General features: G+C 50.6%; 26 protein-coding genes and 1 pseudogene. 23 read left to right on the forward strand and 4 right to left on the reverse strand.

All coding sequences use genetic code 11. From position 1 onward, the window contains the following. Position 1: 1 nt before the first annotated feature. The 3 genes from MKX64_RS14185 to MKX64_RS14195 are packed head-to-tail and all read right to left on the reverse strand — an operon-like array spanning position 2 to position 3,214. Positions 2-1,585, reverse strand: coding sequence for an ABC transporter substrate-binding protein (locus tag MKX64_RS14185; protein WP_095398179.1), 1,584 nt, complete (start codon positions 1,583-1,585; stop codon positions 2-4). Between the two features lie 41 nt (positions 1,586-1,626). Beyond that, positions 1,627-2,496 (reverse strand): MurR/RpiR family transcriptional regulator, encoded by an 870-nt coding sequence (locus MKX64_RS14190; RefSeq protein ID WP_095398178.1) that lies wholly within the window; start codon positions 2,494-2,496, stop codon positions 1,627-1,629. After that, a complete protein-coding gene (locus tag MKX64_RS14195) occupies positions 2,477-3,214 on the reverse strand; it encodes an HAD family hydrolase (RefSeq protein WP_341036364.1) in 738 nt (245 codons plus the stop codon). Before MKX64_RS14195 ends, MKX64_RS14190 begins: the two co-directional genes overlap by 20 nt. Before the next feature lie 404 nt (positions 3,215-3,618). Between MKX64_RS14195 and MKX64_RS14200 the strand changes: the two are divergent. From MKX64_RS14200 to MKX64_RS14280, 17 genes and pseudogenes are all read left to right on the forward strand, one after another. Further along, positions 3,619-4,491 (forward strand): annotated as a pseudogene (locus tag MKX64_RS14200) (M15 family metallopeptidase); the annotation flags it as partial. Between the two features lie 238 nt (positions 4,492-4,729). Continuing rightward, a complete protein-coding gene (locus MKX64_RS14205) occupies positions 4,730-5,428 on the forward strand; it encodes a response regulator transcription factor (protein ID WP_155618073.1) in 699 nt (232 codons plus the stop codon). Next, the gene (locus tag MKX64_RS14210; RefSeq protein ID WP_095398176.1) at positions 5,418-6,524 is read left to right on the forward strand and encodes a sensor histidine kinase; all 1,107 of its coding nucleotides are present in this window, start codon (positions 5,418-5,420) and stop codon (positions 6,522-6,524) included. Before MKX64_RS14205 ends, MKX64_RS14210 begins: the two co-directional genes overlap by 11 nt. Before the next feature lie 101 nt (positions 6,525-6,625). After that, positions 6,626-7,534, forward strand: a complete 909-nt coding sequence (locus tag MKX64_RS14215) for a carbohydrate ABC transporter permease (RefSeq protein WP_155618014.1) — start codon at positions 6,626-6,628, stop codon at positions 7,532-7,534. 59 nt (positions 7,535-7,593) lie between these two features. After that, positions 7,594-8,424: a carbohydrate ABC transporter permease gene (locus MKX64_RS14220; protein WP_095264754.1), complete on the forward strand. Its 831-nt coding sequence runs from the start codon at positions 7,594-7,596 to the stop codon at positions 8,422-8,424. 38 nt (positions 8,425-8,462) lie between these two features. Then, the gene (locus MKX64_RS14225) at positions 8,463-9,629 is read left to right on the forward strand and encodes an efflux RND transporter periplasmic adaptor subunit (RefSeq protein WP_155618015.1); all 1,167 of its coding nucleotides are present in this window, start codon (positions 8,463-8,465) and stop codon (positions 9,627-9,629) included. 39 nt (positions 9,630-9,668) lie between these two features. Further along, positions 9,669-10,958 (forward strand): ABC transporter substrate-binding protein, encoded by a 1,290-nt coding sequence (locus MKX64_RS14230; RefSeq protein ID WP_095398174.1) that lies wholly within the window; start codon positions 9,669-9,671, stop codon positions 10,956-10,958. Between the two features lie 271 nt (positions 10,959-11,229). After that, the gene (locus MKX64_RS14235; protein WP_095264610.1) at positions 11,230-11,529 is read left to right on the forward strand and encodes a LiaF transmembrane domain-containing protein; all 300 of its coding nucleotides are present in this window, start codon (positions 11,230-11,232) and stop codon (positions 11,527-11,529) included. Positions 11,530-11,602: 73 nt separating this feature from the next. Next, positions 11,603-12,280 (forward strand): PspA/IM30 family protein, encoded by a 678-nt coding sequence (locus tag MKX64_RS14240; protein ID WP_095264611.1) that lies wholly within the window; start codon positions 11,603-11,605, stop codon positions 12,278-12,280. A gap of 2 nt (positions 12,281-12,282) precedes the next feature. Then, positions 12,283-12,792 carry a PspC domain-containing protein gene (locus MKX64_RS14245; protein WP_095398173.1) on the forward strand — a complete coding sequence of 170 codons (510 nt, stop codon included), beginning with the start codon at positions 12,283-12,285 and terminating at the stop codon, positions 12,790-12,792. Between the two features lie 2 nt (positions 12,793-12,794). Beyond that, positions 12,795-13,484 carry a PspA/IM30 family protein gene (locus MKX64_RS14250; protein ID WP_095264613.1) on the forward strand — a complete coding sequence of 230 codons (690 nt, stop codon included), beginning with the start codon at positions 12,795-12,797 and terminating at the stop codon, positions 13,482-13,484. Positions 13,485-13,654: 170 nt separating this feature from the next. Further along, the gene (gene liaF, locus MKX64_RS14255) at positions 13,655-14,299 is read left to right on the forward strand and encodes a cell wall-active antibiotics response protein LiaF (protein ID WP_095398172.1); all 645 of its coding nucleotides are present in this window, start codon (positions 13,655-13,657) and stop codon (positions 14,297-14,299) included. A 43-nt stretch (positions 14,300-14,342) separates the two neighbouring features. After that, positions 14,343-15,422 (forward strand): sensor histidine kinase, encoded by a 1,080-nt coding sequence (locus tag MKX64_RS14260; RefSeq protein ID WP_095264615.1) that lies wholly within the window; start codon positions 14,343-14,345, stop codon positions 15,420-15,422. Further along, positions 15,400-16,050, forward strand: coding sequence for a response regulator (locus MKX64_RS14265; protein WP_095264616.1), 651 nt, complete (start codon positions 15,400-15,402; stop codon positions 16,048-16,050). The genes MKX64_RS14260 and MKX64_RS14265 overlap by 23 nt, the downstream gene beginning before the upstream one ends. Before the next feature lie 167 nt (positions 16,051-16,217). Further along, positions 16,218-16,973 (forward strand): YwmB family TATA-box binding protein, encoded by a 756-nt coding sequence (locus tag MKX64_RS14270; protein WP_341036367.1) that lies wholly within the window; start codon positions 16,218-16,220, stop codon positions 16,971-16,973. A 136-nt stretch (positions 16,974-17,109) separates the two neighbouring features. Beyond that, positions 17,110-18,660: a glucose-6-phosphate dehydrogenase gene (gene zwf / locus MKX64_RS14275; protein WP_095264618.1), complete on the forward strand. Its 1,551-nt coding sequence runs from the start codon at positions 17,110-17,112 to the stop codon at positions 18,658-18,660. Positions 18,661-18,775: 115 nt separating this feature from the next. Further along, positions 18,776-20,353, forward strand: a complete 1,578-nt coding sequence (locus MKX64_RS14280; protein WP_095264619.1) for a peptide chain release factor 3 — start codon at positions 18,776-18,778, stop codon at positions 20,351-20,353. 64 nt (positions 20,354-20,417) lie between these two features. Here the strand turns inward: MKX64_RS14280 and sspI are convergent, their stop codons facing one another. Continuing rightward, the gene (gene sspI, locus MKX64_RS14285; RefSeq protein WP_095264620.1) at positions 20,418-20,669 is read right to left on the reverse strand and encodes a small acid-soluble spore protein SspI; all 252 of its coding nucleotides are present in this window, start codon (positions 20,667-20,669) and stop codon (positions 20,418-20,420) included. 132 nt (positions 20,670-20,801) lie between these two features. On the opposite strand from sspI, the gene MKX64_RS14290 reads away from it, so the two are divergent. The 6 genes from MKX64_RS14290 (at position 20,802) to MKX64_RS14315 (ending at position 24,235) form a co-directional block, all read left to right on the forward strand. Continuing rightward, positions 20,802-21,464 carry a potassium channel family protein gene (locus MKX64_RS14290; RefSeq protein WP_095264621.1) on the forward strand — a complete coding sequence of 221 codons (663 nt, stop codon included), beginning with the start codon at positions 20,802-20,804 and terminating at the stop codon, positions 21,462-21,464. A gap of 19 nt (positions 21,465-21,483) precedes the next feature. Then, complete coding sequence (locus MKX64_RS14295) at positions 21,484-22,275, forward strand: TrmH family RNA methyltransferase (protein ID WP_095398170.1); 792 nt, start codon at positions 21,484-21,486, stop codon at positions 22,273-22,275. A 79-nt stretch (positions 22,276-22,354) separates the two neighbouring features. Beyond that, positions 22,355-22,762 (forward strand): hypothetical protein, encoded by a 408-nt coding sequence (locus tag MKX64_RS14300; RefSeq protein ID WP_095264623.1) that lies wholly within the window; start codon positions 22,355-22,357, stop codon positions 22,760-22,762. A gap of 62 nt (positions 22,763-22,824) precedes the next feature. Further along, positions 22,825-23,220 (forward strand): hypothetical protein, encoded by a 396-nt coding sequence (locus MKX64_RS14305; RefSeq protein WP_095264624.1) that lies wholly within the window; start codon positions 22,825-22,827, stop codon positions 23,218-23,220. Positions 23,221-23,468: 248 nt separating this feature from the next. Then, positions 23,469-23,897 carry an SRPBCC family protein gene (locus MKX64_RS14310; RefSeq protein WP_095264625.1) on the forward strand — a complete coding sequence of 143 codons (429 nt, stop codon included), beginning with the start codon at positions 23,469-23,471 and terminating at the stop codon, positions 23,895-23,897. Between the two features lie 2 nt (positions 23,898-23,899). Then, positions 23,900-24,235 carry an ArsR/SmtB family transcription factor gene (locus MKX64_RS14315; protein ID WP_095264626.1) on the forward strand — a complete coding sequence of 112 codons (336 nt, stop codon included), beginning with the start codon at positions 23,900-23,902 and terminating at the stop codon, positions 24,233-24,235. The last annotated feature ends 124 nt before the right edge of the window (positions 24,236-24,359 follow it).

Raw genomic sequence — 24,359 nt, forward strand, 5'->3', positions numbered from 1 at the left:
TTTACTGGTCAAGATATACGTCTTTTAAGTTGATGATGCCGATCGGGAAGGATTCGTACTGCTGCACCGATTCATGCAGAGCGGTGATGCCTTCCATCGATTGCAGGTAGAGTGCGGGCACTTCTTCCGCGAGCGTTTGTTGGATGAACGAGTACAGCTCCTCACGCTTCTGAACATCGGAAGTGACAGCAGCTTCGAGAAGGGCCTGATCAACTTCTTCGTTCACATAATTGAAGTAGTTCTCACTCGAGTCGGACAGGTAGCGGCTCAGGAACGCATGCGGATCAAGGCGGCCCGTATGACTGATGACGGTCAGATCATAGTTGCGTCCTGCATAAATATCTTCAAGCCACGTTCCCCATTCCACAATTTCAATCTCCAGTTCGATGCCAACGCGGGACAATTGGTCAGCGATAATCTGACCGGCATTGATATGCGTGTCGTAACCTTCCGGCAGAGAAAGCGTTAGTTTGAGCCCATCAACGTAACCGGCTTCGGCCAGCAGTTCTTTGGCCTGATCCACGTTATAAGGAAGAACATCCAGCGTGTCCACGAAATAGCTGCTTAGCGGCGGCAGATGACTGCCAAGCGGTGTGCCAAAGCCCCATGTTGCCCCATCGATGACATCCTGCTTGTTCACGGCGAGGGCAATCGCTTGCCGGACGCGCACATCATTCAGCGGCTCGCGGTCATTGTTCATCGCCATGAGCTGTACACTGTTGTTTGCAGCGCCTTGGGTTTTAAGATGGCTCAGCTGTTCGACCTGTGGCAGCTGCGCTCCGGTGATGCCGCCGATATGCACTGTGCCCGACTGTAAATTGGCGAGCAGCGTTGTTGCGTTAGGGATGATCATGAGCCGTGCTTCATCCAGGTACGGTTTGCCTTCCTCGTAATAGGATTCATTTTTGACAAGATCAATATATTGCTGAGGTTCGTAACGTACAAGCTTGAACGGCCCGGTTCCGATCACATCGCCGTCTTGCTCGAGCACGATCGCAGACCAAGGATTGGCTAATTGCGACAGGAACGTGGCGTCAGCGCTCGCCAGCGTGAATACAAGTTCATGATCGCCATTGGCACGAATGTCCGCAATGTTGGCATATTCGCCTGCTCTTGGGCTGTCCGCCGCTCTCAGACGTTCAAACGAGCGAATGACGTCTTCTGCGTTCATGACATGTCCATTATGGAACTGCGCGTCGTCCCGCAGCTGAAACGTCCATTCCAGCTCGTCTTCGGACGGCTCCCAGGAAGTGGCGAGCTGGGGAACGAGTTCGCCTTCCGGCGTGACGGAGATCAGCGTTTCGAACAAATTATGCGTGACGAGGAAAGTGGAGGCGGATACGGTGCGCTGCGGGTCAAGCCCGTCCACATCGTTGGCCATCGCATAGACGAGACTGCCTCCGCTTTGACTTCCGCTGCTGCTGTTATCATTGTTCGAGGAATCGGAAGAAGCGCCATTGTTGCTCGTGACGGGGTTATTGCCACCCGATGCGTTGTTGTTGGTGTCGCCAGTGCCGCAGGCTGTAATCAATCCAGCCAAGGTTAACAAAGTGATGAACAGCATCATCCTCAGATTACGTTTCATGTCCATATCCTCCTTGTGATTACGTTCGTTTGGCTTTTTCCTTATGGGCGGAACATACCGAAATCTTCGAACAATTGCTCCTGTTTGCGCAGCTGGGCCTTGATCTGGTCCGGCTGTTTCAACGCGATAAGCTGAATGAGCAATTGGCTGATGAGCAGCGGTGTTACATATGAATCCAGAAATCCGGGCGAGTCGGTTGCGGCGACCAGGGCCGCATCGCTTCGGGAGAATGAGGGGGCCAGCGGCGAATCGGTCATTATAATGCAGCGGGCTCCAAGTTCCTTGGCTTCGTCGACAGTTTGGGTAATGATGCGTGAATAGCGGGGGAAATGCATGGCCAGCAGCACATCGTCTTCCCCGATAAATGCCAGATGCTCGGTGATCTCCGTTGCCGATGGAATGAGCACCGCATTGCCAAACACAAGATGGAGCTGGTAGTACAGTGAATGAGCGACGGATAATGTCATGCGCCACCCGACAACATAGACTCTGCGCGCGCTGATCAGCATATCGGCTGCTTCGTGAAGCGATGACTCCAGCTCGGGTGTGAAGGTCTGCTGAAGGTTCTGCAGCTCGATCTCGATGGCTTTTTGCATGAAGGAAGAGGGAGGTGCCTCAAGATTCTTCTCCAATCTTCTGAGCGTTCGAAGCGAGAGTTCATCCGCCTTGAGGTCCTTCTTCAGTTCATTAAAGCCGGAGTAGCCTAATACCGAGCAGAGCCGGTGTACTGTCGCGTCACTCACTTCCGCCGCAAGCGCGATGTCCTTGATCGACATGAACACGGCCTTGTACGTGTTTTTGCGCAGCCACGCTGCCGCCTTTTGCAGAGCCGGGCTCATGTTCTCAAACTGCCGATCAATTCTGGCTTTGACATGGTTGTCCGCAGAAAGATTACCGATGCTGGTGGACATGTCCTTCTTCCTCCCGGGCTGGCAAAAGTGTCAGCAGGTCACGGATGCTGTTCACCACATGCGGATGATCTGTTTCTTCGATCCCGATCCGCTCGTAAGGGTTCAGAATGACCGTATCAATCCCGGCCTGCAGCGCGCCGACAGCGTCATCGTAATAATTGTCGCCTACATATAAGATGTTCTCCGGTGGACTGCCGGTCTGCCGCAGCAGTTCGCGGAATATTTCCACGTCCGGTTTCTCGCAGCCGAATTCGTCAGAGATAATGATCGTTTCAAAATAATCCGTCAGCCCCAGATTCCCAAGGATGGGACGCGCGCTGTGATCCCAATTGGACAGCAGAGCGAGCTGATACGATCTTGCCTGCAATGCTGCCAACACCTCGAACGTCCACGGGAACGGCTTCCAGAATGGCGGGCCTTGCTTGACCGCCGCTTGCTTGATGAATTCACATTGCTCCACCAGGTCGAAAGTCAGCTTTAAGTGGAAATTGACAAGCCCGAGGAACCAAGGGAAATACGCATTCCAGCCGGTAGAGATCACTTTCGGATACTCTCGCATAAACTTCTTGTCAATGAGATGGAAAGCTTGTTCCACTTCACTGACGTTCATATCGATGTTCTTTTCCTTCAAATATTGGTGATAATGCTTTACTCGATCATTGGTAACCAACGTGTAACCCAGGTCAAAAGCGATGATGGTTTTGTTGCTCCAATTCACATGCTCACTCCTTTGGTGGATAGAAAGCTCGGCCAAGCTTTTTCTAATCAAACAACTTGTTGTAATGAGAATTTCAGAAATGGATCATTTGAAATATTTCATTACAAAACCATTGTACCGGCCATATGTAAGGGGAGAGTTAATAGGGGAATAAGCTTTTGTAAAGAATCAGTCGAGGCGGGTTTCTTGTTTACGACGGATTATCAAGCGAAGTACGACAGTTCATCTATGAAGCTTCGTGAGCGAAATTCCAGCTGAGTCATTCCCGAGGGCGGTGCTGATGAATATGAGCGGCTCGGTGGGTTGCTCATCTCGTTTTAAGAAAAAATTTATATTTACCCCCATTTCTTTTTAAATATTGTTCCTTATTCTAAAGTGAATGAAGGGTAAGGAGATAACGGAGTATGAAGAAACGGCTGTATGGGGTTGTTGCGCTTGTAATACTATTAATTCTAAGCTATGGCGTTATTCAGTATAAGGAGAAAACCGATAACGAGAAATTGTCGGAAGAAAACCACCAAGTGCAGGATGGGAACGATAGAACGAACATGCATTCAATTCAGGTAACAAAGGATCAGGTCTACAAAGGAAATTTGGTATTGGTCAATAAGGATCATCCTGTGTCACCGGTGGCTGAAGCGTCCGATGCAGTGAATTTGTCTAAACATCCGGAGCTGATAAACGGCTTCGTACTGCTGGATAATTCGATCCGGTTGACGCCCTTCTTGGTACAAAAATTTTCAACAATGACTAAGGCGGCACAAAAAGACGACGTTAACCGGTTTATGATTACCAGCGGCTATCGGGACAAGAAGAAACAAACCGAGCTATACGAGGAAATGGGCCCTGACTACGCGCTGCCAGGAGGCTACAGCGAGCACAATCTCGGATTGGCGCTGGATATTGGGTCAACGGAAGGGAAGATGGAATACGCCGCCGAAGGCAAGTGGTTGATGGACAACGCCTGGAGATACGGTTTTGTTTTGCGTTACCCGGAGGACAAAACAGCCATCACGGGTATACAGTTTGAACCGTGGCACTTTCGCTATGTCGGTTTGCCACACAGCGCTATTATGTATGAGAACCATTTTGTGCTGGAGGAATACTTGGATTATTTGAGAGAACAGAAGTCCATGACGATCACTGTAAACCGCCAAAAATATACAATTGATTACTATCCTATCATCGAGGATACAACGATCCGGGTGCCGGTGAATCTTCACTATGAGATTTCAGGCAACAATATAGACGGATTAATTGTGACGGTATATTCCGGTGAGGACGATGCCTCAACAAACGAGGACCTGAACAAGGATGCTTCCACAGATGAATCTCCAGCGGACACCGTTCCGGCGGTTGAAAATCCGGCCGATACGGTTCCGGCGGACGAGAAGCCGCAAGTTCAGAAGCCGTCGAGTGCGGCTCCAGAGGACGGGTGAGAAACCGGATACGCCTGTGTCGTGGGAAATCTGATACAATATAGAAATTATTATCTTTATTTGCCTGAGGTGGATGATGAAACCGAGCACCATTTTAATAGCGGACGACGAGCGGGAAATTGCGGACTTGATTGAACTGCATTTAATTAAAGAGGGCTATCGCTGCATCAAAGTGTCTGACGGGCTAGAGGCTGTTCAGGTCATTCGGACGCAGTCGGTCCATTTGGCGATTCTCGATATTATGATGCCCAATCTGGATGGCTACGAAGCGACGGAATTGATCCGGGAGCACCACCATTTGCCTATTATTTTTTTAAGCGCTAAAGCGACCGATCTCGATAAAATTACAGGACTCGTCAGAGGAGCGGACGATTATGTGACCAAACCGTTCAACCCGATGGAACTGGTCGCCCGCGTAAATGCGCAATTGCGACGCGCGACGCAGTTTAATCCATCGGCTTCATCCAACACATCCGTTTTGGAAGCGCGTGGCCTGGTCATCAATCCCGAACAACGAACGGTTTTCCTGTATAATACTCCCATTGAACTGACCCCTAAAGAGTTTGATATATTGTACCTGTTGGCGAGCCACCCCAAGAAGGTCTTCAGCTCTGAAAATATTTTTGAACATGTATGGGGAGAGACCTATTACGAAGGCGGTAACACAGTTATGGTGCATATACGAACATTGCGGAAGAAGCTCAAGGAAGACAGGCATAAAAACCAATGGATCAAGACGGTCTGGGGAGTGGGATATACGTTCAATGGCGAATAAGATCCGAAGTTTCCGGTTTAAAATGATTCAGCTATTTGTCTTAAGCTTACTTTGCTCCGGTACGATCACCTTTCTGATTTATAAGGTTCTCCAGTTCTATTATCACACAACGAGGTTTGAAGATCCGTTGACGAAATTCCGTTACTTCATGAGAGAAGTCGGGGACCTCAACGTTTTTTTGATTATTTTTATACCCCTCTCATTTTATTTCTTCTTTCTCCTTACGAAACGGTATTCGCTTTATTTTCAGGAGATATCACGAGGGATCAACCTGTTGGCCAACGGCGATTTCAACAGTAAAATAAACATTCGTTCTAATGACGAGTTCGAAGACATTGCACGTGATATTAATCTGGCAAGTGAAAAGTTGCAGCAAGCGCTGGAGAGGGGGGACTTTGCGGAGAACAGCAAAGAACAATTGGTGTTGAATTTGGCACATGATTTGCGCACGCCACTTACTTCCGTTTTGGGCTACCTGGACTTCATTCTTCAGGGAGAAAAGCTGACACCGGAACAAATCAAGCACTATACGGGCATTGCTTTTTCCAAGTCGCAACGGCTGGAGAAGTTAGTGGACGAGCTGTTTGAAATCGCCCGCATGAATTACGGCAAGCTGAAGATGGACAAACAACCCATCGATCTTAGCGAGCTGCTCATCCAATTAAATGAAGAGCTATACCCTGCATTAGAAAAAAACAGCTTGACTACCCGATTGCATGTGGCTCCGCATGTGATGATTTGGGGAGACGGAGAGTTGTTGGCGCGCGTATTTGAGAATCTTCTGACGAACGCGATCCGCTATGGCAAAGACGGCCGATATATCGATATTCAATGCCGTCCGGATTCGGAAAATGCAGTAGTCCAGGTGATCAATTATGGTCACAGCATTCCCCCGGAAGAGCTTCCGTATATCTTCGATATGTTTTACACGGGCGATAAAGCGCGGACGCAACGGGAGGGCAGCTCAGGCATCGGCCTGTTCATTGTGAAGAATATTGTAGAGCAGCATCAAGGCGCGATCTCGGCTCAAAGCGACTCCATTCGTACGCTCTTTGAAGTCCATCTCCCGCAATTCTTACCTTCAGAATCTGGTTAACTAGAATATCCATCATTTAATAAAAACTTTATTTTTACCCCACTTATTCTTTAAACAGTCTTCGCCATTCTAGAGATATGGATAGATGGAGGAAACTGAGAATGAATAAGTGGGTTTTTGCGCTTGTTGGCGCTGTCACGAAGATCATGAACTGGATGCGCAAGGATGCACCAGTTGCATGGTTATTTCTTGCACCGAGCGCGGTCGGATTCGCACTGTTCTACCTGATTCCGTTTGTTATGGGAGTGTTCTATTCCTTTGCGGACAGCTCGTTAGATCGCCATTTTACGGGATGGGACAATTACCGCGAATTGTTTGCCAGCGGCTCCTTCCGTAAGGCGGCATTCAATACGCTTTATTTCAGCGCGGTGAGTGTTCCGCTTAATCTCGTACTATCGTTAGGTCTGGCATGGATGCTGAATTCGAACCTATATCTGCGAAAATGGTTGCGGACCGCCTATGTTCTGCCGCTTGTCGTTCCCGTCGCCTCGATTGTGTTCATCTGGCAGATGCTGTTTGATTGGAACGGATCTGTGAACGCATGGATGAGTGGCTTCGGAATGCACCGCGTGGACTGGATGAAGACCGAGGCAGCCCGGTACGTCATCATTGTTGTGTATTTATGGAAGAACATCGGCTATAACGTCATTTTATTTTTGGCAGGGTTGCAGCTAATACCGAAGGATTACTATGAAACCGCCCAAATGGAAGGAGCGGGGCGTTTGCGACAGTTCCGCAGCATAACCCTTGTCTATCTCACACCGACGATGTTCTTTGTTGTTATCCTGTCGATCATGAACTCGTTCAAAGTATTTCGGGAAACGTATTTGATCGCGGGTGATTATCCGCATGACAGTATCTACATGATGCAGCATTATATGAACAACATGTTCACGTCATTGGATATTCAGAAGCTGACTGCCGCCGCGACGATCATGGCCAGTTGTATTCTTCTGATCGTCATGGGATTGTTTGCGCTTGAACGCCGATATCGGCAGTTCATGGAATAGAGGTGGAGTCATTGAACATTGTTTTTAGGTATTGCAAAAAAATCGGACTTACGGTCCTCATGGTCACAGTTGCGGTTCTATTCTTATTTCCGATTGTAATTACGTTCATCAATTCGTTCATGACAGCACAGGAGATCGCAATAAATTATGGGCCCATCGGGCAGATGAATGAACCGGCATCAAGGGATAAAAATGCTTTTGCGAATCTAAAATTGCTGCCGGACCAAGTAACCATGGAGCAGTATGGGAAAGTCCTGATAGGCAGCCCGAGATATCTGAAGATGTTCTGGAATTCGGTATTTTTAGTGGTACCGATCATTGCAGGACAAATCCTGGTAGCGGCGCTTGCCGCTTATGCATTCTCCAAACTGAGGTTCCCCGGTCGGGACCAGTGGTTTCTTGTCTATGTCATAACGATGCTCATGCCGTTTCAGGTGACACTCGTACCGAACTACATTATGGCGGACAAGTTGGGATTGTTGCATAGTGCCAGTGCCATTATATGGCCCGGCATTTTCTCAGCTTTCGGTGTATTTATGCTGCGGCAATTCATGCTGCATATTCCGTATGCCTACATCGAAGCGGCGAAGATTGACGGAGCAGGCCATTTGCGGATTTTCTTCACCATCATCGTCCCCATGGTGAAATCGGGTTTGGCCTCGCTTGTTGTTCTCTTATTTGTCGATTATTGGAACATGGTGGAGCAGCCTCTCATTTTTTTGGACGATCCATTCAGACAGCCGCTATCCGTGTATTTATCGAGAATCAATGATGAACCGGGGATTGCCTTCGCCGCGTCCGTGCTCTACATGACTCCGATGGTGCTGTTATTTTTGTATGCGGAAACCTATTTCATTAAAGGTGTTCAATTGTCCGGCATCAAGGGCTGATTTAAATGAGAAAGTGATTAGGAGGAGAACGAGCGGATATGGAGTTCGTAAACAGGCAGGATGATCGAAATCGCAAACGAATGATTCAAATCGTGTCCATGATCTTTATGGGAGTGCTCGTATTCCTTACGTTTTTCAGCAACACACTCCAATCCTTGACTTTGCCGAAAGTGAGAACGGAGGCGCTGGCAAACGGGAGTCTTATGTTTACGGTCGAGGGCAGTGGCATGTTGCAGCCGATCACCGAAGAGCGTTTAACGAATCCCGCCGGCTGGAGCGTTCGAAAGATTGTGGTCAATGAAGGAGACCTCGTGAAGAAGGGACAAAGGCTTATTGAGTACGACAGCAAAGCCGCCCAACGAGAATTAGATAATGAAATCGTCAACTTGAAGAAGATGAATATAGAGCTGGAAAATCTACATGATCAGTTCATTCAATCGACATGGGAAGAGGATGAGCTTGGCATTCGCAGCACAGAACGGGCAATTGAATCGCTTAAGCTTGATCTGGAAATGCAGGAACGAAAAATCAACCAGCTGAGAGACGATTTGAGAAGCGGACAAGAACTGACCGCACCGTTCGACGGCATCGTAACACAATTGAATGCCATCGAAGGAATGGCATCATCGGGAGAAGCGGATGTTGTGATCACTAATAACAGTCAGGGCTATAGGTTGGATATTCCCGCCGACTCCGCGCTGTTGAATCAATTGGGAATCATGGTCGGAGCGAAGGCAGAGGTTGAAATACACACCGTTCAGGAACAACAGCGCCGCATCATCGAGGGTACGATTACCGAGATGAAGGACGCTGAGCCGAGAATAGAGAGCACATCCGAGTTCGGAGAAGTAGCGGACTTGACCCGAACGGTTCCTCGGACGCTGCTTCGGATCAAGGTCATCGATCCTGAACTGAAAGGGGGTGAGCAAGCATGGATCAACATCGAGAAACGCTCCCGCCTGGAAGGACTGGTCGTTTCGGGCGAGGCCATTCATCGGGATCGTGACGGGCTGTTTATATATACAATCGACGAGCAGAGAGGTCCATTGGGAAATGAGTTTGTTGCCCGCAAAGTGCATGTTCAGTCTACTGAAAGGAATGACAATCTAACGGTGATTCAATCCGATCGTCTCTATGAGGGCGATCTTGTGATACTGGAAAGCAGTGAGCCTTTGCAGGATGGAAACCGAGTTCGCCTGCAATAAGGCAGTAACGATCCGAAAATGACAGGAGGAATTCATTCGATGAAGAAGCGGCTATATATAATCACTACCATAATGTTAATTGTGCTGATGACAGCATGCAGTTCCGGAGGCGGCGAACAAGCGGAAAGCCCGGAGCGCCCCGTGAATCAGGAGGGAAAGACCGTCGTTACTTTATCTGTGCAGCAGGCCAGCCCCCTATACGAGACAGCAGAAAAAAAGTTCGAGGAGAAGTATCCGGACATCGATTTGCAAATTAAGGTTATAGAAGATTATGAGCAATACCAGAAGGCAACAAGTACAGAAATACTATCGGGCAAGGGTCCGGATATTTTTGAAACAAACGGTTTGCCTGTTAAAGATTATGTGAATAAGAACCTTCTCCTGAATATGGATGGTTTCATAGAGCAGGACGAAACGCTAAACAAAAGCGAGTGGCAAATAAACATTATGGATGCCATTAAGTCAGATGATGGTCTGTACGCCATGCCTTTCGGATTTAGACTGCGAGCGTTTGTAGGTGATGGAGATATTCTTGAGATGACAAGTATCGACGATAAGCATTGGACTTGGAAGGAGTTTGAGGAGATATCGAAGGAGCTGGGGGCGAACGGTGCAGAACGTCGGTATGCCATGGCGAATGAAGCGCCTGATTTCCGCATGCAAGAATTGATGGTGGACAGGTATGCCGAGTTTGTGGATACCGAAGGGAAGACGGCCATATTCGACTCACCGTTATTCCTGGATGCGATGAAACAAATTAAAGAGATGTATGATCATAAGGTCATGACTTCCGAATCGGCGGATGTAGGCAAGCAAATGTTCTATTCGACGGTTTTGGGATCACCAGCAGATTTTATCAATGATCTGCATGCATACTTCCCCAATCCGAGGTTACTGCAAAAACCGGAACAAACCGGCGGAACAAGAATTGTTCTCTCATCCCAGTTCGCCATTCAAGCCAACTCGCAAGTGAAGGAAGAGGCCTGGAAGTTTATTTCATTCATGCTATCCGAAGAAGGGCAGTCTCTTCAAGAACGGCAAGGGTTTTCACTGCTGAAATCCGTGAACGAGAAACAGCTTAATGACATTCAGGAACAAGTGAAAAGCGGAACGTATAAGACACCCGACGGGAAAACACCTAAAGTATCGGATGATGAATTTGTAAGGTTCAAGGAGTTCATTGATGCAGCGGATAATTACTCGGAAGCGGATGGTCGGGTGATTTCTATCGTAGGAGAAGAATCGATGGCCTATTTTAGCGGAAACAAAACGGCTGAAGAAGTAGCAAAGCTGATCCAGAACAAAGTGACAATTTATTTAAACGAGTAAAAAGCCGTTTGATTGTTTCGTAGATAATCGCGTGCTTGTGAACGACAACTAGCTTGCTGATGATTCAGCAGGCTAGTTGTCGTTACTCGTTCAGTTGCTCCAGGGGGTAACGTCACAGGGCTAATTAAATGCTTGGTCTGGGGTCCAAAGCCATCCCCGCCTTAGGTCTAGGATCAAAAACCGTCCCCGGTCCGTTTTGATTCAATGCGGATTTACCTAAAATAGAGTCATAAGGTGAAACACGATAATGAATTCGGAAGGTGGTGAACATATGAGGCAAACGAAAGGGAACGGGCTGAGCATACTTTTGATAGGAATTGGAGTGTTGATTCTTCTCGGCGTATTCGGTCCGCTGCTTGGATGGCTGTTCAGTCTTCTGGTACCGGTGATGATGATCGCACTCGGGTATTACGGCATCCGCCGCGGCAACAATTTTATTGGATGGATCATCCTGATCATCGGTGTGATCTGGCTGATGGGTAAACTTTCCTGGGTGATCGGCCCGATATTCGGTATACTTTTGATCCTCTACGGAATTTCGAGATTGAGAAACGGAAGAACGCGTTACTGAACGCATGACATAACGACAGCCTCCAGCTGCGAAAGCGCGGAGTAATTTGTAAGAAGAGGAGGGCCAATCCAATATGAGCGTTTTTCGCCGTATTCGAGACATAACGGTAGCAACATTGAACGAAAAGCTAGAGCAGAGTCAGGACCCGGTTCGCTTGATTGACCAGTTCCTGCACACGACAAGAGAAGACATTACCGAAGCCGAAAAGCTGGTTCGCCAGTGCGAGACACATGCCCGTCAGCTGAAGCAGCAGGTGGATCAAGCGGAGACGATGAAGTACAAGCGGGAGGAGCAAGCGCTGCTTGCACTGAAGGCGGGCGAGGAGCACCTGGCTAAGCTGGCGCTGCAAGAGAAGCTCATCTATGAAGAGAAAATCGAGCAGTATCAGGGCCTCCTGGACGCAAGTCTGGAATCCTTGAGAGAGATTGAGGAACAGCTCGGCGAGCTTCGGATGGAGTACCAGACGGTGTACAGCAAACGTCAATATTATGTAGCCCGGATGGAGACGCTTCGACTCCAGCAGAAGATGAACGAACGTACTGGAGCGTATGGCGGCGGGCACGATGTGCCGAAGATGTTCAATCGGCTGGAGGACCGCATTACCGATTGGGAGCTTGAAGCCAAGAGCCTGCGGGATGTGCGCCGGATGGGATCGGAATATTTGGATCAGGCAGCTCACTCTGTCTCCTCGACGCTTGAGAAGGAGCTTGCCCGGTTGAAGCAAAAGCTGGATAACAGCGGAAAGGAGTAAGCATGAGCAGATTGTACCGTTCCACCCGAGATAAAATGTTCACCGGGTTGATCGGCGGGCTGTCCGATTACTTCGGTGTAGAATCAACACTACTACGTTTCATATTCGTCATCAGTATCTTCTTCACAGGCGGTACAACGTTACTGATCTACCTGATTGCATCGCTGGTCGTTCCGAAGGAACCGTACTACCGCGACCCATATGGTGGTCCTGGCGGTTATGACGGCGGGTACCGCTATAATGACGGGGCGCGCGGCGACCGCTACAGAGACTATCGTGACAGTTATGATCGCGACCGTCCTCGGGGCAACCGCGGCGGATACGGTCCGAGATATGATCGTCCTGAACGTGATGCCCGCTACGATGACAGTTACGACGCGAGAGGCGGCAGAGCCCAGTCGGATGACTCCGATCTGGACGCCATGATGAAAGATATCGAGAAGAAGGCTTTGCAGAAGGAAATTGAGGAACTTAAGAAAAAACTTTCGAACTATGAGAAGGGAGATAAATAACAATGGGAGTATTTAAAAGAATTAAAGACATGACGAAGGCGTCCGTAAATGATCTGCTGGATAAAGTAGAAGATCCGATTGTAATGCTGAATCAGTATCTGCGCGACATGGAGGCAGAAATTCACGAGGCTGAGGTTACGGTTGCGAAGCAAATGGCGAATGAGCGCCGGATGAAGCATCGTGTGGACGAAGCGGTAAAAATGGCAGGGCAGCGCGAAGCCCAGGCTGAGCTGGCACTGAAGAACGGTCAGGAGGAAGTGGCGCGCAAGCTGCTGGAAGAGAAAATATACTTCGATCAAAAAGTAACCGAGTATGTGGAGCTGCACATGCAGGCCGAAAGCCAAGCCAAAGAGCTGGTGGACCAGCTGCATCAAATGAAGGATGAGTTCTATAAAATGCGCAACAAGCGCAATGAGCTTGTCGCTCGTGCCCAAATGGCCAAAGCGAAGAAGCAGATGTCCCAGATCAGCAGTCTGCACACAATCGAAAGCGGCAGCGCTTCGATGGGCTTCCACCGTATGGAAGAGAAGATTATGGAGATGGAAGCCGAGGCGGATGTGCTTCGGGCTCCGTACCGCCCAACAGGCGCTTCCTCCTACACTAGCCCTGTAGATGCTGAAAAGCAGCTGAAAGTTGAAGAACAGCTTCAGGCACTGAAGAACAAAATGAATGACAGCTCCAAACCGGAGTAAGCATTATTTCACCCTTACAAGTGCCGATCTTATTCGAAAATCTAGATTCATGTGATATGCTATAGCAATGGGATATGCTAAGGATGTTCCAAGCAAAGCCATACGGTGGGCCCAAGGCCCGCTTTATGGCTTTTGCAAGCTTATCATCATGATCCTTGAGGAGGTGCGACATGGATAGAAACCGCTGGATTGCCGTTGGATTAATCTTCCTGGGCTTCATCATGCTGTTTGGCCAATGGTTTGGTTTCTTTACGATTGTCGCCCTTTTATTAATCTTTGCTGGCGTGCTGCAAATTCGGGACGGTCAGGTGAAGAAGGGATATATTCTGCTTGCGGTCGGGGCCATTATGGTGATGCTTGAGCACCTGATGCTTATCATTGGGATCGGTCTTGTATCGCTCGGGATATTTTATCGGAAGTCCAGCAAGGCGCATACGACGGATGGTTATATTCAGAAACAGAACTTCATGTCCAATTTTGATTGGGACCGGGCCCCGTGGGTGATGCGGAGCCATAGCATATGGCATGTGCTCGGCGAAGCCGACGTTGATCTGACGCTTGCCTTGCCCGAGGAGCGGCACACCGTCATGATGTTCTACGGGATGCTTGGCGATATTGATCTTGTCATCCCAGACTATTATGGCGTGGAGATCGAGGGTTTTATTTTGTTCGGTTCGATTGATTTTGACGGACGGAAGGAAACGGGTCTGATGAACCGGGTACGCTGGAAGTCGCCTAATTATGAAGCGTCCGAATATAAAGTGAAATTTATGGTGTCGTACCTGGGCGGAGATTTGACCATTCGCCAGGTATAGAATGAAGGCGCGCCATAGCGGAGAGAATCAGGAGGGTTGCCCGGTGAAATCGGATAAAAAAGCAAATATGGTTACCCGAAGCATGCGAGAAGGAACCCTTCTGGGTCTTGGCGTTATGCTGGTGGTGCTGTATTTGCTCTATACATATGGATATCTTCAGCCGTTTGAATCGTGGGGAAGACGGATCGAAGCGGTGATTACGCTGGTGCTGCTGCCGCTCGGGCTGGGAGCGGTGTACGGTTTTTTTCAAGGCTATCGGGTGAAGCAAAGACTCGACCTCGTGAGAGAAACTCTGGTAAGCTGGGAGAAGGGGAGTCTGACCGATGTCATGCCTGATATTGGGGAAGACGAGGTCGGCCGCCTCGGGGAGCAGCTGGTCCGGATCAGCAAGCGATGGGAGGATCAGGTGTCTACGCTGCAGCGGCTGTCCACGAACAATGCGCAGCTTGCCGAGCAGGCGCGGATTTCGGCTATCGTGGAAGAGCGTCAGCGGCTGGCGCGCGAGCTCCATGATGCGGTGTCTCAACAGCTGTTTGCGATTTCGATGACCGCAACGGCTGTTGGACGGACGCTGGAGAAGGATTTTGACAAAGCCCAGAGACAGGTGGCATTGATTGAGGAGATGGCCGCTGTGGCCCAGTCGGAGATGCGAGCGCTGCTGCTTCATCTGCGTCCCGTGTACCTGGAAGGCAAGGCGCTTGAACAAGGGCTGCGGGAGCTGATCAAGGAGCTGCGGATCAAGGTGCCGATGGAGATTACATTTGAGATGGATGAAGGCATTCAGCTGGTCAAAGGGATCGAGAACCATCTGTTCCGGATAGTCCAGGAGGCGATGTCCAACACGCTTCGGCATGCCAAAGCGGAGAAGATGGACATTCGCATCCACCGCAAGAACAATACGGTTCGTGTCATGCTGCGGGATGACGGAGTCGGGTTCGAAATGGATGAGAAGAAGCAAACGTCCTACGGCCTTTCAACGATGCAGGAAAGGGTGGCGGAGCTGGGAGGCTCGATGCAGATCATCACGGCGCCTGGCAAAGGGACACGAATTGAAATTACAGTACCACTAATGAACGAAGAACGTAAACGGGGTGAAACAAATGGAAGTGGAGACACCGATTAAGGTCCTCCTTGTGGATGATCATGAGATGGTTCGCATCGGATTGGCTGCCGTGCTCGGAACAGAGGACGGGATTGAGGTTGTCGGGGAAGCGGGCAGCGGCGAAGAAGGCATCCGTCTGGCCAAGGAATATAACCCGGATGTGGTGCTGATGGACCTGGTGATGGACGGCATGGACGGGATCGAGACGACCCGGCAGCTGATGAAGCTGTTTCCGGAGCTGAAGGTGATTGTGCTGACGAGTTATCTGGATGATGAGAAGATGTACCCGGTCATTGAAGCAGGAGCTTTCAGTTATCTGCTGAAAACATCCCGGGCTTCCGAGGTGGCCGATGCGATACGGGCTGCGGCTCGCGGGCAATCGGTGCTGGAATCGCAGGTGGCTTCGAAGATGATGAATCGTTTCCGTCATCCGAAGACAGAGTCGGCTGCGCATCATGATCTTACCGAACGGGAGATGGAAGTGCTGCGTCTGCTGGCGCAAGGAAAATCGAATCAGGATATTGCCGATGAGCTGGTGATTGGCATCAAGACGGTCAAATTTCATGTGACCAATATATTAGGCAAGCTGGGTGTGGAGGATCGGACACAGGCAGCGATTTATGCCTACAAGAACGGACTGGCAGAGTAATAAGGCCGGTTCTTTTTTATGTAGAAGAAGAGTTAGGCTTGTTTTATTTTGGACGGGGGAAGGTATAAAGCGAATGTCCTTTGGCTAACCTTTTACTAGATTGATAGATTGTAAGAGGGGCGGGGCCAAGCATGAGACAATTCGGAATGAAGTTGTGGAGTCTGGCAATGATTATATCTTTGTTAAGCGGTATCGTCGTCGTTCTGTCGGGATGTGGCGTTATATCGGGTTCGGAGGCCGGGCAGCGCTTGGAACGCGACAAGGCTGACGCGGCTGATCAGCTGCGCATGCTTATCGACCTTGGCGCTCGGCAGATGGAAGCAGGCGGGACGATCACTGTCAAATTGCAAGGAGAACTGATAAATCATGCATCATTCGTACAAGCTAGGGAAGCGGCCCAGCAGCTCGCTTCGGCCATCGGATTGACCGAGGTCCGGGAAGACCAGCTTCATGGCAATGACGTGTATCATGCGGAAGGGGTTATCGGCGGGATCCAGACTGCTCTGAACTGGGCAGTAACGCCGGATGGCAACAGCTATGTGAGGGTGATGCTGACTGAGGAACGGCCGGATAAAGTGGAATGGTTGACCGCGCTGCAGCAGCAAGTACAGACGGAGATGGCGGCGCTTGGCATCAAGGCTGACTGGAATGCATCGATGCAGGGGTATGCCGGGCAGACTGCGGCGGTTCATGAGACAATCGCTCAGGTTGAACGCGAGCTGTCTCCGATGCTTCATTTTCAGCAGGTAGAGAATTATGAAGATGTAACGACAATAAGCCGGTCCTATAACGTTCCCGACCTCCCGCTTCATGTCATGAGCGGACGGCAGCCGATCCAGATGCAGATTGCGGTCCATGAAGATTCCATAAATAAATGGAATAGAATCACGATCGGATTTCCCGTCATTACCGTTGAGTATTGAAAGTGTATTTCTGAAACAACAATGAAAAATCGGGCTGGCAATAGCATCCTTGAAATGAATATGCTAAAATGTCATCACATTGAGTTTGTGTTTACAATGGAGCATATACAATATTACATAGAAAGAATGAGGAGCCATGGCTGAAAATCAAAATCTAGAACCTTTGAAAGCACCGGGAACGGTATTTTTCATCTTTGGAGCAACCGGAGATTTGGCAAGACGCAAGCTGTTTCCGGCGATCTACAGTCTTTATCGCGAAGGCAAGCTGAGCGAAGATTTTGCGGTGATCGGCGTGGCAAGACGTTCACGGACGCAAGAGGAATTCCGGGAGGACGTGTATCAGTCCATTCAGGAGTTTTGCCGATATAAGCCGGAGCAAGCGCCGGAGTGGGGCGAATTTGCAGCGCATTTTGAATATAAATCATTGGATATTAACGACATCGACGGCTTCCGGGAACTGCGCGAGCAGACTGAGCAGCTGGAGACGAAGTTTAACATTCCGGGCAATCGCCTGTTCTATCTGGCGCTGGCACCGGAGCTGTTCGGCAGCGTATCGTTCAATCTGATGAAGGGCGGCATGCTCGAAGGCGCAGGCTGGAACCGGCTGGTGATCGAGAAGCCGTTCGGATACGATCTGGAATCGGCAGCGAAGCTGAACGAGGAAATCCGGAAGGTATTTAAGGAAGAGGAGATTTACCGGATCGACCACTATCTTGGCAAAGAGATGGTTCAGAACATCGAGGTCATCCGCTTCGCCAACGCCTTCTTCGAGCCGCTCTGGAACAACAAGCATATCGCCAATGTTCAGATTACGCTCGGTGAGACGGTCGGGGTTGAGGAGCGCGGCGGATACTATGATCATGCGGGGGCGCTGCGTGACATGGGGCAGAACCATATGCTGCAGCTGCTGACGATGATTGCGATGGAGCCGCCTAGCCGCCTGCTGGCCGAGGATATTCGCGACGAGAAGGTGAAGGTGCTTCGCTCCTTGCGTCCGTATGCCACAAGTGAGGAAGTGCGGAACAATGTTGTTCGCGGCCAGTATACGAAGGGATCGGCGGACGGCAAGGAGCTGCCTGCTTATCGTGAAGAAGACAAGGTTCATCCGGAATCGCTGACGGAAACCTATTTTGCAGCCCGGGTATTCGTGGACAATTTCCGCTGGGCCGGCGTTCCGTTCTATATTCGTACAGGCAAGCGCCTTCCGGTGAAAACGACCGAGGTTGTCGTTGAGTTCAAACGGATGCCGACCAATGTCTACCTGGGTCAGAAGCATTCGCTGGAGCCGAACCTGCTCGTGATTCGCGTCAATCCGATGGAAGGCATCTACGTGAAGATCAATGCGAAGAAGCCAGGGTCGGAATCGGAGATTGCGCCGGTGGCGATGGATTTCTGCCAAAGCTGCATCGTTGGCATCAACTCGCCGGAGGCGTATGAGCGCCTGCTGCATGATGCTGCGCGCGGAGATTCCACTTATTTCACCCGCTGGGATGAAGTCGCCTCGGCTTGGGCTTTTGTCGACCGGATTGCGAATGCGTGGAAGGAAGAGCAAGGGGATCTGGAGATGTATCCGGCAGGATCGTGGGGGCCGGCGAAGGCCGACGAGCTGCTGCAGGAAGACGGATTCCACTGGTGGCCGGTTAACGGGCAAAAAGAAGATAACGTGGTGTGGCTGAAAGGGCAGTAAACATGTCCCGGGCAGGCCGCTGAAATCATCCTCATGCGTGTTACGTATGGGGATGATTTGCGTATGAATTGTGGTACAATGATATACGTGACTTTAGTGCGAAGGGATATGTGAAATGAGTAAAATAGATGAGCTCCAGCAGGAAGTGGATAAGCGCAGAACGTTTGCGATTATCTCTCACCCGGATGCGGGGAAAACGACGCTGACCGAGAAGCTGCTTCTGTTCGGCGGCGCGATCCGTCTGGCGGGCACGGTCAAGGCCCGGAAAGCAAGCAAGCATGCGACAAGTGACTGGATGGAAATCGAGAAGCAGCGGGGGATTTCCGTAACCTCCTCTGTCATGCAATTTGATTATATGGGACATCGGGTGAACATTCTGGATACCCCGGGTCACCAGGATTTTAGTGAAGACACCTACCGTACGTTAACTGCCGCAGACAGCGCGGTCATGCTTATCGACGTGGCCAAGGGCGTCGAGGCCCAGACGATCAAGCTGTTCCAGGTTTGCGCCAAGCGGGGCATTCCGATCTTTACATTCATCAACAAGCTGGACCGAGAGGGACAGAGTCCGTTTGACCTGATGGAGGAGATCGAGCAGGTGCTCGGCATCCGCTCGGTGCCGATGAACTGGCCGATCGGTTCAGGGCGGGATCTGTGCGGCGTCTATGACCGCATGAAGAATCAGGTGGAGCTGTTCCAGGGGGACGATCATTCCACGATTAAAGTGCAGAAGGTAGACGGCTACACCGATCCGGTGATTCGCGAGATGGCCGGCGAATATTTGCATGAGCAATTGTGCCAGGACCTGGAGCTGCTGGACGTGGCCGGTGATCCGTTCGATTATGACAAAGTGCTGCAAGGGCAGCTAACGCCCGTCTTCTTCGGCAGTGCGATCAACAACTTCGGCGTCCAGACGTTCCTGGAGAACTTCCTGCAGCTGGCACCTAAGCCGGAGCCGCGCAAGAGCACGGAAGGGCTGATCGAGCCGACCGACGAGAAATTCTCGGGGTATGTATTCAAAATTCAGGCCAATATGAACCCGGCCCACCGCGACCGGATCGCTTTCCTGCGCATCGTGTCCGGGAAGTTCGAACGCGGCATGAGCGTAAAGCATGTGCGGGCCGGTAAGGAGATCAAGCTGTCGCAGCCGCAGCAATTTTTGGCACAGGATAGGGATATTGTCCAGGAAGCCTATCCTGGCGATATTATCGGGCTGTTCGACCCGGGCATCTTCCGCATCGGAGATTCGCTCAGCCAAGGCCGTGAAGTGGTGTTTGACGAGCTTCCGACATTCTCGCCGGAGCTGTTCGCCAAAGTCACGGTGAAAAATGCGCTCAAGCATAAGCAGTATCAGAAGGGGATCGACCAGCTTACCGAGGAAGGGACGATTCAGGTATTCCGCACCACAAGCTTTGACGAGACGATCCTCGGCGTGGTCGGCCAGCTCCAGTTCGAGGTGTTCGAATATCGGATGAAGGGCGAGTATGGGGTAGACGTTCAGCTGCAGCGGATGCCGTACCAGTTCGCCCGCTGGATCGTGGACGAGAATCTGGACCCGTCCAAATTCCGAATTAACTCCACCTTGGTGAAGGACAAGAAGGACAACTATGTCGTTCTGTTTGAAAATGAATATGCGATGAGAACGGCGATGGAGAAAAATCCGACCGCCCAGTTCCTTGAGATGGCTCCGTAATATCGCTTATTAGGCGATGGAGACAACAATCCCCCGGGCAAGACCGCCGGGGGATTGTCCTTTTTCATTCGTTGCCGGCACCGTTCACAAGCTGTCCCGGCGTGGTATTCTGCAAATGATGATGGATGGTATCAACAAGCTGATCCTGCTGGCTGGCATCCATATCCTTCCACATCATCTCAAACATAACACCGAGTCCCGGCAGCGCAGCTTCCGGCCCGTCAACGGAACCCTCGATCATGGAGCGAAGCTGGTCTTTGTCCTGGTCATGGACTTTGTGAATGACGGCCTGCCTTAGATCTAACAATATGGACATCGAAATGCTCCTCCTTGTTATTCAGGGTCAATGTGTAATGTACCCGCTTGACCCGAGTTACATACAAGGAACAAAGACAGTGTGATATACTGATCATATAAGGAAAGCTCAGGTTCGTGGGAGGATATTGACATGGCGAAGAAGCAGTATGCGGTCATTGGCATGGGCCGTTTCGGCACCAGCGTGGCCAGGGAACTAAGCGTAATGGGATTTGACGTGCTTGCGGTAGATTCGAGCGAATCGCGAGTACAGGAGATAGCGGGTCTGGTTACCCATGCGGTATCCGCAGACTCCACGGACGAAGAGGCGCTGCGGGCGCTTGGCATCCGGAACTTCGACGTCGTGGTTGTGGCGATTGGCGAGGATATTCAAGCCAGCATTCTGACCACGCTGATCCTGAAGGATCTCGGCGTGCCGGTTATTATTGTAAAAGCAAGAAATGAACTGCACGGGAAGGTACTTGCCAAAATCGGTGCAGACAAAGTGATATTCCCTGAACGGGACATGGGGATGCGGGTGGCCCACCATCTTGTATCGCCGAATATTCTGGACTATATCGAACTGTCGGATGACTACAGCATTATGGAAATGAAGGCCTCGGGCAATATGATTGGCCATAACCTGAGGGAATTGGATATCCGGGCACGCTTTGGCTGCAACGTCATGGCGATCCGCGAAGGAGAGGATATGAACATTTCCCCGCATCCGGACGACCGGATTGAAGATGGAGACATCCTCGTTATCGTCGGTCATAAGAATGATCTGACCAAGCTTGAACTGGCGTATGCCAAATAAAGGAGACGTATGATCAGCTATGGAGATTTTGTCGCCCCAGAACGCTAGAGTGAAAGCGTGGGCACAATTGCAGGAGAAGAAGCATCGCGATAAGCAGCAAAAATATATCATCGAGGGCATTCATCTGGTCCAGGAGGCGCTGCAGGCCGGAGCGGACATCGAATGTGTCGCTTATGATGTGGAGAAAGGCATTCCGCATGAGCTTAAGGCTGCCACCGTGGATACGGGACAAGCGATCGAATGGATCGGCGTCTCGCCAGCCGTCATTGCCAAGGTGAGTGACACGCCTTCGCCGCAGCCGACATTTGCCGTCGTGCGCAAGGAATCCCGCCGCTGGCAGGATCTGCTTCTTCATGAGGAGGGGCTCGTTGTGGTGCTGGATGGTTTGCAGGACCCGGGCAACGTCGGGACGATTATTCGCAGTGCGGATGCATCCGGAGCAGCGGGGGTGCTGCTCGGCCGGGGCTGTGCGGATTTATACAATCCGAAAACGATCCGCTCCACCATGGGCTCTTTGTTTCACCTGCCGGTTGTGGAGGGGGATCTGTTGACCATTTTGCCTGAAGCCCGGGAGCGCGGAGCAAGAATGGTGACCACATCGCTCGCCGCATCCCGCTCCTGCTATGAATATGATTTTGGGGGCAACTGCTGGATGGTGATCGGAAGCGAAGGCCGCGGCGTATCTCCTGAAGTGGAGGCGCTCGTCGACGATACGATGATCATTCCGATGCCGGGGAAAGCGGAATCGCTTAACGCCGCGATGGCCGCTTCCGTGCTCTTGTTTGAGGCGCTGCGGCAGCGGATGTTATAAACCGCTCATTCCTTCATAACGAGCGGGAAGCGTTCCGATAATGATTAAATCATAGGCTGATGAGAGGACAAGAGAGAGAATGCTGCGCAACAAACTAAAGAGCAACCTTTTTTATCTGGCTGCAGGAATATATTTGGGCATTGCCGTTGTGGCCTTTATACCATGGATTCAGATCGGCGTTAAAATAACGGCGTATACGAGCATCATCGCATTATTGATCACCATTTATGATTCGTCCAAGGTGAGCCTTAGAATAGCGGAAACTGAAGGGGATTTGCGAAAGCAGAAAGTCCGGTATGTTTTTATGCTCGTTATGAAAGCACTCATGATCATCTCGCCAATTGCTCTCTTGTTCTGGATTCAATATGAGAATGATGAGGCCGTCATAGCGAGAATAAGCAATTATGTTACTTTTGCCGCTCTGGGGGTCGTATTCTTTACAAGAGGCATGGAACTAAAGGGATCATCGAAGGACACGCCGAAATGATGGAAGACAGGCAGTCTCGGCACCATGCGTTTAAATTGTGAATGCTGGAGGGAGGGCGTATCTTGATCCGGTTTATGTCTGCCATATTGTCGGCTATGCTGCTCTCGCTGGGGTTTACTGTGATCAATAGCCCGGATGTGGCTGGCTTGCTGTATTATTACGGCACCTTCCTTAAAGGATTCCTGGTTCTGTTCTTTATATATGTGTTCTTTGCTGTGCCGGTATCTATCTATATCGATGCCTGGGTCATGAAATACGGTGTGATATGGCAAATGTTCGTCTACTTTTTGGCGGGGGCCGGGATGGGGTGTGTTTTTCTCTTGCTGAACGTTGGACGCATTGCTGCCACGGGCATGACGCTCATTGTGCTGTTTGCTCTGGCTGGATGGATCTTTGCGTTGTTTATCCAGTTACTCCGTTTGGCGGTGAGAAGAAGCCGGCCGGCATCGCAAACCTAGGGGATCCGCTCATCCATTAGACAAGGACGGAATATCCCGTGGTTCCATAAGCATTCCACGCTGATGCAGCTATGCACGCGGCATAAAGCCGGTGCTTTCGGGGAATCTACCCGAGAGCGCCGGTTTTTTCATTTAGCTAAGATAGAGGCGATGATTATCTGGATTGACATGAAACCATATGGTGTCATATAATCGAAATGGAAACCGAATGGTTTCATAAAATAAGATACAAAGTGAGGAAGATGTACATGAGTGAGCACATAGATCCGTCCAAGCTGCCTGATATTCGCCACACCTTGGTTTTGAAGGCTTCCATCGATAAGGTATGGAAGGCAGTTGCCACATCCGAAGGCATAGCCTCATGGTTCATGCCGAACACATTTGAGCCGATCGAGGGCTATGAGTTTCAGCTGAATGCAGGACCGTTCGGGATTTCCCCGTGCAAGGTGACGATGATCGACCCACCGAATGGGTTATCGTTCAACTGGGGTAAGGATTGGACGGTCACCTTTGAGCTGGTGCAGCAGGGGGACTACACGCAGTTCACGCTGATTCACGGCGGATGGACAGCAGATCAGCTGACCGAGTTTGGAGAGGCCCACTCGATCGTTCGGGACCGGATGGACAACGGCTGGGGCGGTCTCGTGCAGAAACTGGCCGGGGTTGTGGAGGAGTAATCATGAGTGCAGCCCCTGCCAAGCATGATGTCTTTCAGGCAGTTGCCGATCCGACCCGCCGCAAGCTGCTCAGCCTGCTCGGCGACGGAGAGCGTCCGCTCAAGGATATTACCGGGCATTTTTCAATGACTCGAACGGCCGTCTCCAAGCATTTAAGGATTTTGTCCGAGGCCGGTCTGGTGAAAGAGCGGAGAGTCGGGCGCGAAACAAGGTACAGCCTGGACACGGAGCCTTTGCTGGAGCTGAAGGCGTGGCTATCTTACTTTGACCGCTTCTGGGAGAACAAGCTGTCCATGCTTCGCGCTTATGTGGAATCGGATACGGATGAGTCTTCATAATAAGAGTGAAGAGCCGGGACGAACGAGTGTCCCGGCTCTTCTTTTTTGGCGCCTGTCTGCATACCTTCTATACAGAAAGGAGCTTGCCAAGTCAACACAGACTCCTCATGAATGTAAAGAGGGG

The sequence above is a fragment of the Paenibacillus sp. FSL M8-0334 genome (genome assembly GCF_038000405.1).
In the GTDB taxonomy this organism is placed as follows: domain Bacteria; phylum Bacillota; class Bacilli; order Paenibacillales; family Paenibacillaceae; genus Paenibacillus_AQ; species Paenibacillus_AQ campinasensis.